This is a genomic window from Streptomyces tropicalis (assembly GCF_029269835.1).
GTDB lineage: Bacteria > Actinomycetota > Actinomycetes > Streptomycetales > Streptomycetaceae > Streptomyces > Streptomyces tropicalis.
In genome coordinates this window covers 15,932-32,497 of sequence record NZ_JARJBB010000008.1, presented here as the reverse complement: position 1 = coordinate 32,497, position 16,566 = coordinate 15,932, and the positions used below count along the sequence as shown (strand labels likewise).

Sequence of the window (16,566 nt, the reverse complement as noted above, 5' to 3'; positions counted from 1 at the left end):
CTGAGACCGACCCACCACGACCGCACCCGAGGAACCCGAGCGATGAGCCCCGCCGATGGCGACCGTGACCCCCAGCGCATCCTGATCGTCGACGACGAGCCCGCGGTGCGCGAGGCGCTCCAGCGCAGTCTCGCCTTCGAGGGGTACGGCACCGAGGTCGCCGTCGACGGCGCGGACGCGCTGGAGAAGGCGGCCGCCTACCAGCCGGACCTGGTCGTCCTCGACATCCAGATGCCGCGCATGGACGGCCTCACCGCCGCCCGCCGCATCCGCGGCACCGGCGACACCACACCGATCCTCATGCTGACGGCCCGGGACACGGTCGGCGACCGTGTCACCGGGCTCGACGCGGGCGCCGACGACTACCTGGTCAAGCCCTTCGAGCTGGACGAGCTGTTCGCCCGCATCCGCGCACTGCTGCGGCGCAGCTCGTACGCGGCGGCCGTGGCGGCCACCCCCGACGACAGCGACACCCTGACCTTCGCCGACCTGCGCATGGACCTCGCCACCCGCGAGGTCGTCCGCGACGGGCGGCAGGTGGAGCTGACCCGCACCGAGTTCACCCTGCTGGAGATGTTCCTCGCCCACCCCCGCCAGGTCCTCACCCGCGAGCAGATCCTGAAGACGGTCTGGGGCTTCGACTTCGAGCCCTCGTCGAACTCGCTCGACGTCTACGTCATGTACCTGCGCCGCAAGACCGAGGCCGGCGGCGAGCCGCGCCTCGTGCACACCGTGCGCGGTGTCGGGTACGTCCTGCGGCAGGGCGGCGCCGAGTGAGGAACGCGGTACGCCGGCTGCGGTCCCTGCCGCTGCGGTCCCGGCTGGCCCTGCTGGTCGCGGCGGCGGTGGCCTTCGCGGTGGCCGCGGTCTCGGTGACCTGCTGGTTCATCGTGCAGAACCGGCTCTACAACGAGGTCGACAACAGACTCGGGAACGCCAACACCCACCAGCTGCTCGACGACACCCCCTATGTGACGGCGCTCCTCGCGAGCTGCCCCGTCGGCCCGGCGGGCGACTCCGCCGGCCGGCCCTCGTACTTCTACATGCAGCTGGTGACGTCGCAGGGCCGGTCCTGCGTCCTCCCCCAGTCCGAGGGCGTGGTCAGGGTGACGCCGACGGACCGCAGGATCGCCGCCCGGCCCGACCTCAGCATCCGCACCTTCCACAACAGCACCGACAGCGCGGGCAACAACGTCCGCGTGATGGTCGTCGCCATCCCCCTGCAGGGCGGCCCCGACGCGCAGCCCTACCCGGGCGCCGTGTTCACCCTCGGCCTCTCCCTGAAGGACACCGAGAAGACCCTCGACGGACTGGCGCTGCTGCTCCTGCTGGTCTCCGGCGTCGGCGTGATCGGCGCGGGGGCCGCCGGGCTCGCCGTGGCGCGGGCCGGGCTGCGGCCCGTGGACGAGCTGACCGAGGCGGTGGAGCACGTCGCCCGCACCGAGGACCTCACCATCCGCATCCCCGTGGCCGACGACACCGAGGACGAGATCGCCCGCCTGTCCCGCTCCTTCAACTCCATGACGTCGGCGCTGGCCAGCTCCCGCGACCTCCAGCAGCAGCTCATCGCGGACGCCGGGCACGAGCTGCGCACCCCCCTCACCTCGCTGCGCACCAACATCGAACTGCTCACCCGCAGCGAGGAGACCGGCCGCCCGCTGCCCGAGAGCGACCGCAAGGCGCTGCTCGCCTCGGTGAAGGCGCAGGTGACGGAGCTGGCCTCGCTGATCGGCGACCTCCAGGAGCTGTCGCGGGCGGAGGCGCAGCGCGGCGAACGCGTCCAGGTCGTCGCCTTCCAGGACACCGTGGAGGAGGCGCTGCGCCGGGCCAGGCTGCGCGGCCCCGAACTGACCATCACGGCGGCACTGTCCCCCTGGTTCGTCCGGGCGGAGCCGGCCGCGCTGGAGCGGGCGGTGGTCAACATCCTCGACAACGCGGTCAAGTTCAGCCCCGAGGGCGGCACCGTCGAGGTCGTCCTCGACGCGGGCGTGCTGACCGTCCGCGACCACGGGCCGGGCATCCCCGCCGACGAACTCCCGCACGTCTTCGACCGCTTCTGGCGCTCCCCGAGCGCCCGCGCGCTGCCCGGCTCCGGTCTCGGCCTGTCGATCGTCGCCCGCACCGTGCAGCACGCCGGCGGCCGGGTCGCCCTGGCCCCGGCCGACGGCGGCGGCACGGTCGCGACGGTCAGCCTGCCGGGCGCCCCGACCCCGCCGCCCGAACGGCCGTGACCGGCCCGGCCCGACCGGCGTGACCGGCTCCGGCCCGACCGGCGTGACCGGCTCCGGCCGCGCGGCCCGGCGCCGGACCGGGCACCGGCGGGGGCCGAAGTCGCCGCCCACGGCCGTACCCTCGTTTGCATGACCAGCGACGACACCGCACCGATCGCCCGCTCCCTCGAGACCTGCTCCGTCCTCTCCCCGGACCGGGCCGACGCCGTGCTCGGCCTGCTGGCGGAGGCCGCCCGCGCCGACGGCCGGCAGGCGGTGTCCGAGCAGGGGCGGCTCCAGCTGCGCGGCGGTGCCCGCGACGGCGTGTCCCACCTGCTGCTCACCCTCGGCGGCGAACTCGTCGGCTACGCGCAGCTGGAGGACACCGATCCGGTGGAGGCGCCCGCCGCGGAACTGGTCGTCCACCCGGCGCACCGCGGCCACGGCCACGGCCGGGCGCTCGGCTCCGCGCTGCTCGCCGCGTCCGGGAAGCGGCTGCGGGTGTGGGCGCACGGCGGCCACTCCGGTGCCCGGCACCTCGCCCAGGTCCTCGGACTCACCCTGTTCCGCGAACTGCGCCAGATGCGGCGGCCGCTCACCGGCGCCGACCTGCCCGAGCCGAAGCTGCCGGACGGCGTGACCGTCCGCGCCTTCGCCCCCGGCGAGGACGACGCCGCGTGGCTCGCGCTGAACGCGGAGGCGTTCGCGCACCACCCCGAGCAGGGCTCGCTGACGCAGCGGGACCTCGACGACCGCAAGGCCCAGCCCTGGTTCGACCCGCAGGGCTTCTTCCTCGCCGAACGGGACGGCCGCCTGGTCGGCTTCCACTGGACCAAGGTCCACGCCGAGGAGCAGCTCGGCGAGGTGTACGTGCTCGGGGTGCGGCCCGGCGTCCAGGGCGGCGGCCTCGGCAAGGCCCTCACCCTCGTCGGCCTGCGCCACCTGGCGGCCCAGGGCCTGCCGACGGCGATGCTCTACGTCGACGCCGACAACCAGGCGGCGGTCTCGGTCTACGAGCGCCTCGGATTCACCACCTACGAGACGGACCTGATGTACCGGACGGAAACCTGAGCCCCACGGGTCCCGGCCGCCCCTGACGAACACCGCCCGGCCCCGCGGTTCCGGGAACACGGCGCCGGACGGCCGGCCTCCTCGCGCAGGGACACCGCGCGGAGAGACCGGCACGTCCGCCGAGGCGTGCCGGAGGTGCCGGGCACGCTCATCGAAAGGCGCCCGGGGTCTCGGAACGCTCACCGCGAGCCGGGCACCGCACCCGGCGACGGCCGGAGCACCCACCGCACGCCGCCCGCGCTTCGAACCCCTGGCCCCCGGACACGCGTAACCCGGGCCCGGTCGGCTCCCAGGCGGCGTGCCTCGGGGGCCGTGGGCCGCGGGGCACCCGGTCCCCGGGCTGCGGGCCCACGGCTCGCTCCCGTGGGCCCGGCTCCCCCGGCCGGATCACGCCCCCCGAGGCGGCGGGCCCGGGGCTGCGGGGCGCGGCCCCCGAGCCGCCGAACCTCCGGCCCACCCCCGCGCCCCCGCTGCACCCCCGATCCGTTCACCTGAGCCCGGGGGCCGACCGCCACCCCACGATCCGGCCGCCCCGGCTCCGGGCACGCCGGGGGCGGACGCCCGCCCCCGATGCGCCCGTCCCGACCCCCAGGCCGGATGATCGGGCTCCCGGTGCGGATGCCAGGACCCCCGGGGTCCGGGCGCCCAGACCCCGGGGCGGCCGGATCGCGTGGGGGCGGACGCCCGGCCCCCGGAGGGCGGACCGGCACCCCGGGGGCCGGGCGCCCGCCCCCGGTGTGCGGCTGGCGGCCGGGGGCGGGCGACCGGCCCCCGGGAGCCGCCCCCCGCTATCCCGCACGTCATGTCTCCGTAACCAGTGATTCAGACGGGCTTGCGACGCTCGGCCAATGAAGCCCGCCGCGCCAGAGCCTTCGCCGCCCCCCGAGGGGGTCACGGGGAACGGGCACGTGCCCGACCACTCGCGGTCCCGGCCGGCCGGGGGGACTCCCACCGCCGCCGCGCTCCCGCTCCCCCGCTCCGACGCGCCTGTCTCACGCCCGGCGCGGAAGAATGGGTTCATGAGCCAGCCAGACGCCCAGGCCCCGGCGCACCCGTCTCCCACCGCCGCTCCCGTGGGAGGCCCTGCGGGCCGCGAGAACCTCCAGCACGCCCAGCCCTCCGTGGGCTCCATAGCCGCGCACCGCCCGCACACCGTGGCGGCCACGGTCTCCGACCTGGAACCCGACATCGACGCCGACCTCGACGGCTACGAGGAGTCCGCGGCCGACGGGGGCCCGCTGCCCCAGGGGCGCTTCCTCGACCGGGAACGCAGCTGGCTCGCCTTCAACGAGCGCGTGCTGGAACTGGCCGAGGACCCGAACACCCCCCTGCTGGAACGCGCCAACTTCCTGGCCATCTTTGCCAGCAACCTGGACGAGTTCTTCATGGTCCGGGTCGCCGGCCTCAAGCGCCGCATCGCCACCGGGGTCGCCACCCGGTCCGCCTCCGGGCTCCAGCCCCGCGAGGTGCTGGAGATGATCTGGGCCCGCTCCCGCGAGCTCATGGCCCGGCACGCCGCCTGCTACCACGAGGACGTCGCCCCCGCACTCGCGGAGGACGGCATCCACCTGGTCCGCTGGAGCGAGCTGACGGAGAAGGAGCAGGCCCGCCTGTTCACCCTCTTCCGGCACCAGATCTTCCCGGTGCTGACCCCGCTGGCCGTCGACCCCGCGCACCCCTTCCCGTACATCTCCGGCCTGTCGCTGAACCTGGCCGTCGTGGTGCGCAATCCGGTCACCGGGCACCGCCACTTCGCCCGCGTCAAGGTGCCGCCGCTGCTGTCCCGCTTCCTGGAGAGCTCCCCGGGCCGCTACGTCCCCATCGAGGACGTCATCGGCGCCCACCTGGAGGAGCTGTTCCCGGGCATGGAGGTGCTGGAGCACCACGCGTTCCGGCTCACCCGCAACGAGGACCTGGAGGTCGAGGAGGACGACGCGGAGAACCTGCTCCAGGCCCTGGAGAAGGAGCTCATGCGGCGCCGCTTCGGCCCTCCGGTGCGTCTGGAGGTCGAGGAGTCCATCGACCGCGAGGTCCTCGACCTGCTGGTGCGGGAGCTGAAGATCAGCGAGGCGGAGGTGTACCCGCTGCCGGGTCCCCTGGACCTCACCGGCCTCTTCCGCATCCACAGCCTCGACCGTCCCGAGCTGAAGTACCCGAAGTTCGTCGCCGGCACCCACCGCGACCTCGCCGAGGTCGAGTCGGCCTCCGCGCCGGACATCTTCGCCGCGCTGCGCGCCCGGGACGTGCTGCTGCACCACCCGTACGACTCCTTCTCGACGTCGGTGCAGGCCTTCCTGGAGCAGGCGGCCGCCGACCCGGACGTCCTCGCCATCAAGCAGACCCTGTACCGCACCTCCGGCGACTCCCCCATAGTCGACGCGCTCATCGACGCCGCCGAGTCCGGCAAGCAGGTCCTCGTCCTGGTCGAGATCAAGGCCCGCTTCGACGAGCACGCCAACATCAAGTGGGCGCGCAAGCTGGAGGAGTCCGGCTGCCACGTCGTGTACGGCCTGGTCGGCCTGAAGACCCACTGCAAGCTGTCGCTGGTGGTCCGCCAGGAGGGGGACACGCTGCGCCGGTACAGCCACGTCGGCACCGGCAACTACCACCCGAAGACCGCCCGCCTCTACGAGGACCTCGGGCTGCTCACCACCGACCCGCAGGTGGGCGCGGACCTGTCCGACCTGTTCAACCGGCTGTCGGGCTACTCCCGCCGCGAGACGTACCGCAGGCTGCTGGTCGCCCCCAAGTCCCTGCGGGACGGGCTGGTCGCGCGGATCGACAAGGAGGTCCAGCACCACCGTGCCGGACGTCCCGCCTTCATCCGCGTCAAGGTCAACTCGATGGTCGACGAGGCCGTCGTCGACGCGCTCTACCGCGCGTCCCAGGCAGGGGTGCCGGTCGACATCTGGGTGCGCGGCATCTGCGCGGTGCGCCCCGGCGTCGCCGGACTCTCCGAGAACATCCGCGTGCGGTCCATCCTCGGCCGCTTCCTGGAGCACTCCCGCGTCTTCGCCTTCGGCAACGGCGGCGAGGCGGAGGTCTGGATCGGCAGCGCCGACATGATGCACCGCAACCTCGACCGACGTATCGAGGCACTGGTGCGCGTCGTGGACCCGGCGCACCGGGCGTCGCTCAACCGGCTCCTGGAGACCGGGATGTCCGACACCACCGCCTCCTGGCACCTCGGCCCGGACGGCGAATGGACCCGGCACGCCACCGACGCGGACGGCCAGCCCCTGCGCAATGTCCAGGAGATGCTCATAGACGCCCGGAGGCGCCGGCGTGGCAATGCAACACCTTGACCCGACGGACGACCCCACCGCCGGGCCGGTACCCTCCGACATCCTCGCCCGCTATCTGCGGGACCGGGCGACGGAGTTCCTCCGCGCGCTGCGCCGGCACCGCGAGGCCGGCCCCGGCGGCCCTCCCGCCCGGACGGAGGCGCGGCCGGGCGGGAGCGGCCCGGAGGAGTCCGTCGACGCGGCGCGCGCCCTGCGCCGCTCGGCCCGCCGCATCAGCGGCAGCCTGCACACCTTCCGCCCCCTGCTGCAGGAGGCCTGGTCGGAGGAGATGCGGCCGGAACTGGCCTGGCTGTCCGGCGCGCTGGGCCGCGAGCACGCCTACCAGGCCCGGCTGGAGCGGCTGCTGCTCGCGCTGCACCGGCTGTCCGGGTCGGCGGCCCTGCCCGTCCAGGGCCTCGACCCGGCGGAGGTGGCCGCCGCCGGTCCGCCGTCCCACCCCGCTGCCCCGGACCGGGGCAACCTGACGGTCGGCGCGGCGAAGGCGGGCGCCCTGCTCGAACGGCAGCTGACCCTGGCCCGGACCCGGGCCCACTCCACCGCCCTCCAGGCCCTCGGCTCGGCCCGCTTCCACGCCGTCGCCGACCAGGTCGCCGTCCTGGCCAGCGAGGTCCCGCTGACGCCCGCCGCGGCCGCCGCCGACCTGCGCCCGCTCGCGGCGGCGGCCCAGGACCGGCTCCACGACGCGGTCGCCGCGCTGCCCCTGGTCACCGCCGGCAGCCCGTACAACGCGACCGCGCTGATCCACGGCCTGTCCCCCGACCCGTCCCCGCACCCGCAGGACGCGCCCTGGCACCAGGTCCGGCTGCTGCTGCGCCTGCACCGGTACGCCCGCGAGGTGGTGCTCGGCGGCGGCGCGCCCACGGACGTGCGGATCGCGGCGGCCGGGCGGGCCCTCGACCACCACCGCGACGCCGCCGAGGCGGCCGCCGCGGCCGCCTCGGCGGCCCGCACCCCCCGGATCGCCCCGGCGACGGCGTACGCGCTCGGTGTGCTCCACGCCGACCAGCGGCACGAGGTGGAGGCGGCCCGCTTCGCCTTCCAGCAGGCCTGGCAGATGCAGACCGTCAGCGCTCCCTGAGGCGGTGGGCCACCGGTGACTTCCCCGAAGGACACCGTCGTCCGGGCGGCCGGCTGCGTGCTGTGGCGCCGCTCGCCGGTCGACGGAACCCTGGAGCTCTGCCTCGTGCACCGGCCGAAGTACGACGACTGGTCCTGGCCCAAGGGCAAGCTCAAGCGCGGGGAGGACCCGCTCGCGGGCGCCCTGCGCGAGGTCGGGGAGGAGACCGGGCACACGGCCGTGCCCGGCGCCGAGCTGCCCACCGCGCACTACACGGCGGGCGGCCGCCCCAAGGAGGTCCGCTACTGGGCCGCCGAGGCCGTCTCGGGCCGCTTCACGCCCAACTCCGAGGTGGACCGCGTCCGCTGGCTGCCGCCCGCCGCCGCCCGCGCCCGCCTCACCCAGCTCCGCGACCGCGACCTCGTCGACGCGCTCCTGGCGGCCCTGCGCCACGCCTGACCCGCGCACGCTCCCGACGGCCCCCCGCCCGGGCCGGAGAGCGGCCCGGACGCTCAGCGGGCCGCCGCGTGCTCCTCGGCGTCCGTACGGGCCAGGCTGCGCGCCCGGCGCGCGGGACCGCGCCACCCGCAGGTGCACCGCGCCAGGCAGAAGCGGCCCTGTTCCACCGTCGTCGTGCGGTGTTCCCCGTCGTACGGGCCAGGGCCCGGCCCCTCCTGCTGCGCCACGGCGTCCACGGTACCCACACCGGGTGAACGGGGCGTTGCCGCGGGCCGGGGTCCTCCGTCCGGCGTGACGGGGCCACCTACCCGTCGTTAACCGGGTGACGGGGGCCCGTGACGGACGTACCGGCTGGGGGTAGGCAGGCCATGGCGGAGCAGCAGCGGACGGGGGTCCACCCCGGTCGGGCCGAGGCGGCGGCCCGCGGGAGGGCCGGCGGGGCGTTCCTCGCGACCGGCCTCCTGCTGGGCGCGTGCGCCACCGGGTGCGCGGGCGGCGGCGCGGCCGCCGACGACGCGCGGGCCGCGGACGACCCGGTGCAGACACTGCGGCACGCCCCCGACGCCCTGGTGCGGGCGGGCGGCGCCGAGGCGCGCACGTCCATGGAGATGGCCACCGGCGGCACACTCGTGACCATCCGCGGCGACGGCGTCTACGACTTCCGGGGCCGGCTCGGGCGGCTCACGCTGGTGCTGCCGCAGGACCCCGCGGCCACCGAGGCGCACCGCCCGATCACCGAACTCCTCGCGCCGGGCGCCCTGTTCATGAAGAACCGCGGCGCCGGTGTGCCCGCGGACAAGTGGGTGCGGGTGGACACCGCCGCGCTGTCCGACGGCAATCTCGTCACGGGCGGCGCCACCGACCCGTGCGCCGCCGCCGGGGTCCTGCGCGGCACGCGCACGGCGGCGTACGTGGGGGCGACCGAGCTGGCGGGGACGCCCGTGCGGCACTTCCGCGGCACCGCCGACCTGGTGCTCGCCGCGCGGGGCGCCCCGCCGGACACGGGTGCGGCGCTGCGCGCGGCGGCGAAAGGGTTCGCCACCGCCGAGGTCCCGTTCGACGCCTACCTCGACGACGCGGGCCGCGTCCGCAAGATCCGCCAGCGCTTCAGCTTCGTCAACGGCCGGCGGCCGGGCACGGTCGCCGTGTTCTCCACCACGCTGCTGTACGGCTTCGGGACCCCGGTGACCGTCCGGCTTCCGCACCCCGCCGACATCTACACGGGCCGCATCGCCGAGAATTGACCGCCGAACTAGCCCGTCCGTGCCATGCGCGGGGAGCGGCCCGCTCCCTACCCTGGTACTGCGGCCGGACGGGTGCGCCGGCTCGCGACGCCCGGCGGGCCTTCCCGGTCCCGGCGCCAGGAAGCCGGTGACGGCAGAGACGAGGTGACGCGCGTGGCTCCGGTCGGCGGTACGGCGGTGCAGGACCACGTGGCCCTCGCCGAGATCGAACTGTGCGGGGAGCTGATCATCGCGGCCTCGGCGGCCGAGGAGCGGCTCAGCCTGGAGAGCATCGACGAGGTGCTGCGGGTGGACGAGGAGCGCGGGGGCCCGGCCGCCCGCTGAGCGCCGGGACGGCCGTGGCGCGGGCTCCGGGACGCCGGGCGGCCGCCGGGCGCGGCGGCTCAGGTGCGCAGCAGGCGCCCGATGGCCTTCGTGGCCTCCTCGACCTTGGCGTCGATCTCCTCGCCCCCCTTGACCGCCGCGTCGGCGACGCAGTGGCGCAGGTGCTCCTCCAGCAGCTGGAGCGCGAAGGACTGCAGTGCCTTGGTGGAGGCGGACACCTGGGTGAGTATGTCGATGCAGTAGACGTCCTCGTCGACCATCCGCTGCAGCCCGCGGATCTGTCCCTCGATCCGGCGCAGCCGCTTGAGGTGCTCGTCCTTGTGATGGTGGTAGCCGTGGATCCCGCGGTCGTGGTCCGTCACCGCGCCGCCGGCGCCCTCGGAGGGCACCGCCGCGCCGGCCTCGGTGGTCGTCATAGCGGCCTCCCTCTCAGGGACGAGCTCCGACATATACCCCTACAGGGTATATCGAATCCAGCGGACCGGGTATACGCGCCGTGGTCGCCGCCTCGCACAGCGAACCCTTCCGCGCCGGGGCGCCGCCCCCGTGCCGAGCAGCGCGTCCGATGGGCGACACTGGGGGACGGCCCCTTAGCCGTGGCCGGATGATGCGCCTAGCATCACCCTGACCGAAACCGAAGCACCCCGAGGACCCCACGTGCGCTTTCGTCTGACCCCCAGGGAGACGAGCTTCTACGACATGTTCGCCGCATCCGCGGACAACATCGTCACGGGCTCGAAGCTCCTGATGGAACTGCTCGGGGCGGACTCCTCCGCCCGAGCCGAGATCGCAGAGCGTATGCGGGCCGCGGAACACGCCGGTGACGACGCCACGCATGCGATCTTCCACCAGCTGAACTCCTCGTTCATCACGCCCTTCGACCGCGAGGACATCTACTCCCTCGCGTCCTCCCTCGACGACATCATGGACTTCATGGAGGAGGCCGTCGACCTGGTCGTCCTCTACAACGTCGAGGAGCTCCCCAAGGGCGTCGAGCAGCAGATCGAGGTCCTGGCGCGGGCCGCGGAGCTGACGGCCGAGGCCATGCCGCACCTGCGGACCATGGACAACCTCACCGAGTACTGGATCGAGGTGAACCGTCTGGAGAACCAGGCGGACCAGATCCACCGCAAGCTCCTGGCCCACCTCTTCAACGGCAAGTACGACGCGATCGAGGTGCTGAAGCTCAAGCAGATCGTGGACGTGCTGGAGGAGGCGGCGGACGCCTTCGAGCACGTCGCCAACACGGTGGAGACCATCGCGGTCAAGGAGTCCTGAGGCGTCCATGGACACCTTTGCTCTGATTCTGACCATCATGGTCGCGCTCGGATTCGCCTACACCAACGGCTTCCACGACTCCGCCAACGCCATCGCCACGTCGGTGTCGACCCGCGCCCTCACCCCCCGGGCGGCGCTCGCCATGGCCGCCGTGATGAACCTCGCGGGTGCCTTCCTCGGCAGCGGGGTCGCCAAGACCGTCAGCGAGGGCCTGATCCAGACCCCCACGGGCGGCAAGGGCATGGGCATCCTCTTCGCCGCCCTGCTCGGCGCCATCGTGTGGAACCTGGTCACCTGGTACTTCGGCCTGCCCTCGTCGTCCTCGCACGCCCTGTTCGGCGGCATGGTCGGCGCGGCCCTCGCGGGCGGCACGACGGTCTACTGGTCCGGCGTGCTGGACAAGATCGTCACCCCGATGTTCCTGTCCCCCGTGGTCGGCCTGATCGTCGGCTACCTGGTGATGACGGCGATCATGTGGATGTTCCGCCGCGCCAACCCGCACAAGGCCAAGCGCGGCTTCCGGATAGCGCAGACGGTCTCGGCGGCCGGCATGGCGCTGGGCCACGGCCTGCAGGACGCCCAGAAGACCATGGGCGTCGTGGTGATGGCCCTGGTCATCGCCGACGTCGAGAAGTACGGCGACCCGATCCCGGTGTGGGTGAAGCTGGTCTCCGCGCTGATGCTGTCGCTCGGCACCTACGCGGGCGGCTGGCGCATCATGCGGACCCTCGGCCGCAAGATCATCGAGCTGGACCCGCCGCAGGGCTTCGCCGCGGAGACGACCGGCGCGTCGATCATGTTCGCCACCGCGTTCCTCTTCAAGGCGCCGATCTCCACCACCCACGTGATCACCTCGGCGATCATGGGCGTGGGCGCGACGAAGCGGGTGAACGCCGTCCGCTGGGGCGTCGCGAAGAACATCGTCCTCGGCTGGTTCATCACCATGCCGGCGGCGGCCCTCGTGGCCGCCGGATCCTTCTGGCTGATCGACCTGGCGTTCCTGTAGGAGCGGCCGGGCAGCGCAAGGGGCCCGCCCCCGGGTTCTCCGGGGGCGGGCCCTTTCTGCGTCCTCACGGTGGCACCGCCATGCAGCACCGCGAGGCGTCGGGGCGGGACGCCGGCTCAGCCGAAGCGGCCCGAGATGTAGTCCTCCGTGGCCTGCACGGACGGGTTGGAGAAGATGCGCTCGGTGTCGTCGATCTCGATCAGCCGGCCCGGCTGGCCGACCGCGGACAGGTTGAAGAACGCGGTGCGGTCCGAGACACGGGCGGCCTGCTGCATGTTGTGGGTCACGATGACGATCGTGAACCGCTCCTTCAGCTCGCCGATCAGGTCCTCGATGGCGAGGGTGGAGATCGGGTCCAGGGCCGAGCAGGGCTCGTCCATCAGCAGGACCTTCGGCTCGACCGCGATGGCGCGGGCGATGCACAGGCGCTGCTGCTGACCGCCGGACAGGCCGGAGCCCGGCTTGTTCAGGCGGTCCTTGACCTCGTTCCACAGGTTGGCGCCCTTGAGGGAGCGCTCGACGATGTCGTTCAGCTCGCTCTTGCGGTGGGTGCCGTTCAGGCGCAGGCCGGCCGCCACGTTGTCGAAGATCGACATGGTGGGGAAGGGGTTCGGGCGCTGGAAGACCATGCCCACCTCGCGGCGGACGGAGACCGGGTCGACCCCGGTGCCGTACAGGTCCTCGTCGTCGAGCAGCACCTTGCCCTCGACCCGGCCGCCCGGGGTGACCTCGTGCATGCGGTTGAGGGTGCGCAGGAACGTCGACTTGCCGCAGCCGGACGGCCCGATGAACGCCGTCACCGAACGCGGCTCGACCGTCATCGAGATGTCCTCGATCGCCTTGTGGGAGCCGTAGTAGGCGGTGAGACCGCTCACGTCGATTCGCTTGGCCATGACTACTTCTTCACTTCCAGTCTTCGGTCGCCGGTGGTCGCGGGCGCGTGGCGGGAGCCGCGCGCCGAAGCTCAGCGACCGGTCTTCGGGGCCTTCCAGCGGGCGATGCCGCGGGCCACCAGGTTGAGGATCATCACGAAGGCGATGAGGGTGAGGGCCGCCGCCCAGGCGCGGTCGTACGCGGCGCCGGAGCCGGAGCTGTTCGCGTACTGCTGGTAGATGTACAGCGGCAGCGAGCCCTGCGGGTCCTGGAAGGGGTTGGTGTTGATGAAGTTCGTACCCCACACCAGGAGCAGGACGGGAGCGGTCTCACCGGTGATGCGCGCGATCGCGAGCATCACGCCCGTGACGATGCCGCCGATGGAGGTCGGCAGCACCACCTTGAGGATCGTGCGCCACTTCGGGACGCCGAGCGCGAGAGAGGCCTCGCGCAGCTCGTTCGGGACGAGCTTGAGCATCTCCTCGGTGGAGCGCACCACCACGGGCATCATCAGGATCGACAGGGCCAGCGAGCCGGCGAAGCCGGAGTAGCCCATCTGAAGGATCAGGATCCAGAAGCTCAGGACGAAGAGGCCGGCGACGATCGACGGGATGCCCGTCATGACGTCGACGAAGAAGGTGACCGCCCGGGCGAGCCGGCCGCGGCCGTACTCGACGAGGTAGATCGCGGTGAGCACACCGATCGGCACGGCGATCAGGGTGGCCAGGCCGACCTGCTCCAGGGTGCCGAGCAGGGCGTGGTAGATGCCGCCGCCGGGCTGGGTGTCCGCGACGCCGGCCATCGAGTGGCTCAGGAAGTACCCGTCGAGGACCTTCACGCCCCGCTTGACCGTGGCCCAGATCAGCGAGGCCAGCGGGATGACGGCGACGAGGAAGCAGACCCAGACCAGGCTGGTCGCGATGCGGTCCCGGGCCTGGCGGCGGCCCTCGACCCGGGCCGCGACGACGTAGGTCGACAGCACGGCGAGGACGGCGGCGATCAGGCCCCACTGGACCCTGCTCTGCAGGCCGGCGCCCAGGCCGATGGCCACGGCGACGACGAGGGACCCGGCGACCGCGGCCACGGGGAACCACTTCGGCAGGCGCGCGCCGTGCAGGGAGCCGGCGCTCTTGTCGGTGACGGCAGGCGTGGTCATGCGTTGGCCCCCGAGTACTCCTTGCGGCGGTTGATGATCATGCGGGCCGCACCGTTGACGATCAGGGTGATCACGAACAGCACGAGGCCGGAGGCGATCAGCGCGTCCTGGCCGAACTCGGTGGCCTCGTTGAACTTGCTCGCGATGTTCTGGGCGAAGGTGCCGCCGCCCGGGTCGAGCAGGCTCGCCTTGATGTCGAAGGTCGGCGAGAGGACCGTGGCCACGGCCATGGTCTCGCCGAGCGCGCGGCCGAGGCCCAGCATCGACGCGGAGATCACGCCGGAGCGGCCGAAGGGCAGCACCGACATGCGCACGACCTCCCAGCGGGTGGCGCCGAGGGCCAGCGCGGCCTCCTCGTGCATCCGCGGGACCTGCCGGAAGACCTCACGGCTCACGTTGGTGATGATCGGCAGGATCATGATGGCCAGCAGGATGCCGACGGTCAGCAGGGAGCGCGCGGCGCCGCCCTGCCAGGACAGCACGCCGGTCCAGCCGAAGTAGTGGTCCAGCCATCCGTACAGGCCGCTGAGGTGCGGCACCAGGACGAGGGCGCCCCACAGGCCGTACACGATGGACGGCACGGCGGCCAGCAGGTCGATCACGTAGGCGATGGGACCGCTGAGCCGGCGGGGGGCGTAGTGGGTGAGGAACAGCGCGATGCCCACGGCGACCGGGACCGCGAGGGCCATCGCGATCACCGAGGAGACGACCGTGCCGAAGGCCAGGACGGCGATGCCGAACTGGGGCGGCAGGATGTTGGTGTTCCACTCGAAGGTGGTCAGGAAGCTGCCGTGGTCCTTGCTGATGGCGAGGCTCGCACGGTAGGCGAGGAAGACCGCGATCGCGGCCATGATCACCAGCAGCAGGATGCCCGAGCCGCGGGACAGACCGAGGAAGATCCGGTCGCCGGTGCGGCTGGCGCCGCGGGACGTGCGCGTGCGCGCGTCCGGGCCGGGGCGGGGCGTGGGGGGAGCAGCGTCGGTGTGCTGTGTGGATATGTCCATCGGGTTCTCCGGTCTGCGGAGCCGTGCGTGTCGTACGGCCCCTGGCGGCGGTGCACCGGACGGTGCGGCCCGGCCCCGATCAGGTGGGGAGGCCGGGCCGCACACTGGGATCAGTTCAGGCCGGCGATGGTGGTGCGGACCTTGGAGATGATCTCGTCGGGGATGGGGGCGTAGGAGGCGCCGGTCAGCTGCTTCTGACCGTCCTCGGACGCGGTGTAGGTGAGGAAGGACTTGACGCCCGGCAGCGTGGCGGCCTTGTTGCCCTTGTCACAGGCGATCTCGTAGGTGACCAGGGTCAGCGGGTAGGCGCCGTCCTCCTTGGGCTCGTAGTTGAGCTTCAGGGCGAGGTCCTTGCCGGTGCCGACGACCTTGGCGGAGGCGATGGCCTTCGAGGCGTTCTCGGTGGTCGCCTTGGCCGGGGTGGCGGCGGCGGTCTTCAGGTCGACCGTCTTGACGCCGTCGGAGGCGTAGGACAGCTCGAAGTAGGAGATCGCGCCCGCGGTCTGCTTCACCTGCTGGGCCAGGCCGGAGGAACCCTGGGCGGACTGGCCGCCCTTGGCCTGCCAGGCCTTGCCGCCGGAGTAGGGCCAGTCGCTCTTGGCGGTGGCCATCAGGTACTTGGTGAAGTTGTCCGTGGTGCCGGACTCGTCCGAGCGGTGGAACGCCTGGATCTTCAGGTTGGGCAGCTTGGCGCTCGGGTTGAGCTTCTTGATCGCCGCGTCGTTCCAGTTGGTGATCTTGCCGTTGAAGATCTTGGCGATGGTGGACGGGTCCAGGGTCAGGCTGTCGACGCCGGGGACGTTGAAGCCGACCGCGATCGGGCCGCCGACCATCGGCAGGTCGATGGCCTGGCCACCGGAGCAGACCGACTTGGACTTGGCGATCTCCTCGGGCTTCAGCGGGGAGTCCGAACCGGCGAACGCGGTCTGGCCCTGCAGGAAGGCGGTGATGCCCGCACCCGAGCCGGTCGGGTTGTAGTTGATCTGCACGCCCTTGCAGGCCTGGCCGTACTGCGTGTTCCAGGCGTCGATGGCGTTCTTCTGCGCCGAGGAACCGGACGCCTGCAGCTGGCCCTTGGCGTCGCCGCACTTGATCGAGCCGGGGGCCGCGGCCGCGGACGAGTTGCTGCCGCCACCGCCGTTGCTGTTGTTGTCCGAGCCGCACGCCGTGAGGGCCAGGGCGCCGGAGGCGGCGAGAGCGCCGAGAACGAGAGCCCGCCGGTTCTTGCGCTGAAGCTTCACTGAGGGAATTCCTTCCGATAGCCGCCGTCCTGATCGGCGGCGTGCGAAGTGTGGGTGACGCCGACGCGCAGGGCAGCGCATCAGCACCGGGTACGGCCGAAATTAGGCAGAACAGGTGAAGCCGCCGATGGCCAGAAGTGAACGGGGGGTGAACCCCTGCCGTCAGTGCGGTGAGGTAACGGAATGCTCACGGGGAGGGCACGTCCAGGTCCCGGCGCCGGGGGTGCCCGCCGCCCGGAATCCGGGGTGCCACCGGCCCACCGGGACGGTCCGCCCCGGAGTCCCACCCCCATCGTCGCGCCGTCCGGCCCGTCCCGCACCGCACACGCCTCCGGTGC

Annotated in this window: 16 protein-coding genes; 10 read left to right on the top strand and 6 right to left on the bottom strand. The window is 72.9% G+C overall.

From position 1 onward, the window contains the following. Nucleotides 1-42: 42 nt before the first annotated feature. The 6 genes from P3H78_RS17240 (at nt 43) to P3H78_RS17215 (ending at nt 8,102) form a co-directional block, all read left to right on the top strand. Nucleotides 43-777 (top strand): response regulator transcription factor, encoded by a 735-nt coding sequence (locus tag P3H78_RS17240; protein ID WP_276109888.1) that lies wholly within the window; start codon nt 43-45, stop codon nt 775-777. Then, a complete protein-coding gene (locus P3H78_RS17235; RefSeq protein WP_276109887.1) occupies nt 774-2,231 on the top strand; it encodes a HAMP domain-containing sensor histidine kinase in 1,458 nt (485 codons plus the stop codon). Before P3H78_RS17240 ends, P3H78_RS17235 begins: the two co-directional genes overlap by 4 nt. 129 nt (nt 2,232-2,360) lie before the next feature. Further along, a complete protein-coding gene (gene mshD, locus P3H78_RS17230; protein WP_276109886.1) occupies nt 2,361-3,281 on the top strand; it encodes a mycothiol synthase in 921 nt (306 codons plus the stop codon). Nucleotides 3,282-4,129: 848 nt separating this feature from the next. Then, nucleotides 4,130-6,586: an RNA degradosome polyphosphate kinase gene (locus tag P3H78_RS17225; protein WP_438827983.1), complete on the top strand. Its 2,457-nt coding sequence runs from the start codon at nt 4,130-4,132 to the stop codon at nt 6,584-6,586. Next, on the top strand, nt 6,567-7,664 hold the full coding sequence (locus tag P3H78_RS17220; protein WP_276109884.1) for a CHAD domain-containing protein: 1,098 nt from the start codon (nt 6,567-6,569) through the stop codon (nt 7,662-7,664). The genes P3H78_RS17225 and P3H78_RS17220 overlap by 20 nt, the downstream gene beginning before the upstream one ends. Before the next feature lie 15 nt (nt 7,665-7,679). Then, on the top strand, nt 7,680-8,102 hold the full coding sequence (locus tag P3H78_RS17215; protein WP_276109883.1) for an NUDIX hydrolase: 423 nt from the start codon (nt 7,680-7,682) through the stop codon (nt 8,100-8,102). A 53-nt stretch (nt 8,103-8,155) separates the two neighbouring features. Here the strand turns inward: P3H78_RS17215 and P3H78_RS17210 are convergent, their stop codons facing one another. Further along, nucleotides 8,156-8,338, bottom strand: coding sequence for a hypothetical protein (locus P3H78_RS17210; RefSeq protein WP_438827982.1), 183 nt, complete (start codon nt 8,336-8,338; stop codon nt 8,156-8,158). A 132-nt stretch (nt 8,339-8,470) separates the two neighbouring features. Between P3H78_RS17210 and P3H78_RS17205 the strand changes: the two genes are divergently transcribed. Further along, a complete protein-coding gene (locus tag P3H78_RS17205; protein WP_276109881.1) occupies nt 8,471-9,346 on the top strand; it encodes a hypothetical protein in 876 nt (291 codons plus the stop codon). A gap of 144 nt (nt 9,347-9,490) precedes the next feature. Next, a complete protein-coding gene (locus tag P3H78_RS17200; RefSeq protein ID WP_276109880.1) occupies nt 9,491-9,670 on the top strand; it encodes a hypothetical protein in 180 nt (59 codons plus the stop codon). 59 nt (nt 9,671-9,729) lie between these two features. Here P3H78_RS17200 and P3H78_RS17195 read toward each other — a convergent pair whose 3' ends face one another. Continuing rightward, on the bottom strand, nt 9,730-10,086 hold the full coding sequence (locus tag P3H78_RS17195) for a metal-sensitive transcriptional regulator (protein WP_276109879.1): 357 nt from the start codon (nt 10,084-10,086) through the stop codon (nt 9,730-9,732). 241 nt (nt 10,087-10,327) lie between these two features. Between P3H78_RS17195 and P3H78_RS17190 the strand changes: the two genes are divergently transcribed. Both P3H78_RS17190 and P3H78_RS17185 read left to right on the top strand, forming a co-directional pair. Continuing rightward, nucleotides 10,328-10,948, top strand: a complete 621-nt coding sequence (locus P3H78_RS17190) for a DUF47 domain-containing protein (RefSeq protein WP_028797706.1) — start codon at nt 10,328-10,330, stop codon at nt 10,946-10,948. Nucleotides 10,949-10,955: 7 nt separating this feature from the next. Further along, entirely contained in the window at nt 10,956-11,954 is a 999-nt protein-coding gene (locus P3H78_RS17185) for an inorganic phosphate transporter (protein ID WP_276109878.1), read from the top strand. Between the two features lie 116 nt (nt 11,955-12,070). On the opposite strand, the gene pstB is transcribed toward P3H78_RS17185, so the two are convergent. The 4 genes from pstB to pstS all read right to left on the bottom strand — a co-directional run bounded on the left by pstB (nt 12,071) and on the right by pstS (nt 16,228). Next, nucleotides 12,071-12,847, bottom strand: a complete 777-nt coding sequence (gene pstB / locus P3H78_RS17180) for a phosphate ABC transporter ATP-binding protein PstB (protein ID WP_276109877.1) — start codon at nt 12,845-12,847, stop codon at nt 12,071-12,073. A 71-nt stretch (nt 12,848-12,918) separates the two neighbouring features. After that, complete coding sequence (gene pstA / locus P3H78_RS17175) at nt 12,919-13,983, bottom strand: phosphate ABC transporter permease PstA (RefSeq protein ID WP_276109876.1); 1,065 nt, start codon at nt 13,981-13,983, stop codon at nt 12,919-12,921. Then, a complete protein-coding gene (pstC, locus tag P3H78_RS17170) occupies nt 13,980-14,987 on the bottom strand; it encodes a phosphate ABC transporter permease subunit PstC (protein ID WP_276109875.1) in 1,008 nt (335 codons plus the stop codon). The genes pstA and pstC overlap by 4 nt, the downstream gene beginning before the upstream one ends. A 110-nt stretch (nt 14,988-15,097) precedes the next feature. Next, nucleotides 15,098-16,228, bottom strand: a complete 1,131-nt coding sequence (pstS, locus tag P3H78_RS17165) for a phosphate ABC transporter substrate-binding protein PstS (protein WP_276109874.1) — start codon at nt 16,226-16,228, stop codon at nt 15,098-15,100. Between the last annotated feature and the right edge of the window lie 338 nt (nt 16,229-16,566).

Bases quoted from the DNA above. Each gene is read 5' to 3' on its own strand.
- P3H78_RS17240 (WP_276109888.1), top strand. From the start codon at position 43: ATGAGCCCCGCCGATGGCGACCGTGACCCCCAGCGCATCCTGATCGTC.
- mshD (WP_276109886.1), top strand. From the start codon at position 2,361: ATGACCAGCGACGACACCGCACCGATCGCCCGCTCCCTCGAGACCTGC.
- P3H78_RS17225 (WP_438827983.1), top strand. From the start codon at position 4,130: ATGAAGCCCGCCGCGCCAGAGCCTTCGCCGCCCCCCGAGGGGGTCACG.
- P3H78_RS17205 (WP_276109881.1), top strand. From the start codon at position 8,471: ATGGCGGAGCAGCAGCGGACGGGGGTCCACCCCGGTCGGGCCGAGGCG.
- P3H78_RS17195 (WP_276109879.1), bottom strand. From the start codon at position 10,086: ATGACGACCACCGAGGCCGGCGCGGCGGTGCCCTCCGAGGGCGCCGGC.
- P3H78_RS17185 (WP_276109878.1), top strand. From the start codon at position 10,956: ATGGACACCTTTGCTCTGATTCTGACCATCATGGTCGCGCTCGGATTC.
- pstB (WP_276109877.1), bottom strand. From the start codon at position 12,847: ATGGCCAAGCGAATCGACGTGAGCGGTCTCACCGCCTACTACGGCTCC.
- pstA (WP_276109876.1), bottom strand. From the start codon at position 13,983: ATGACCACGCCTGCCGTCACCGACAAGAGCGCCGGCTCCCTGCACGGC.
- pstC (WP_276109875.1), bottom strand. From the start codon at position 14,987: ATGGACATATCCACACAGCACACCGACGCTGCTCCCCCCACGCCCCGC.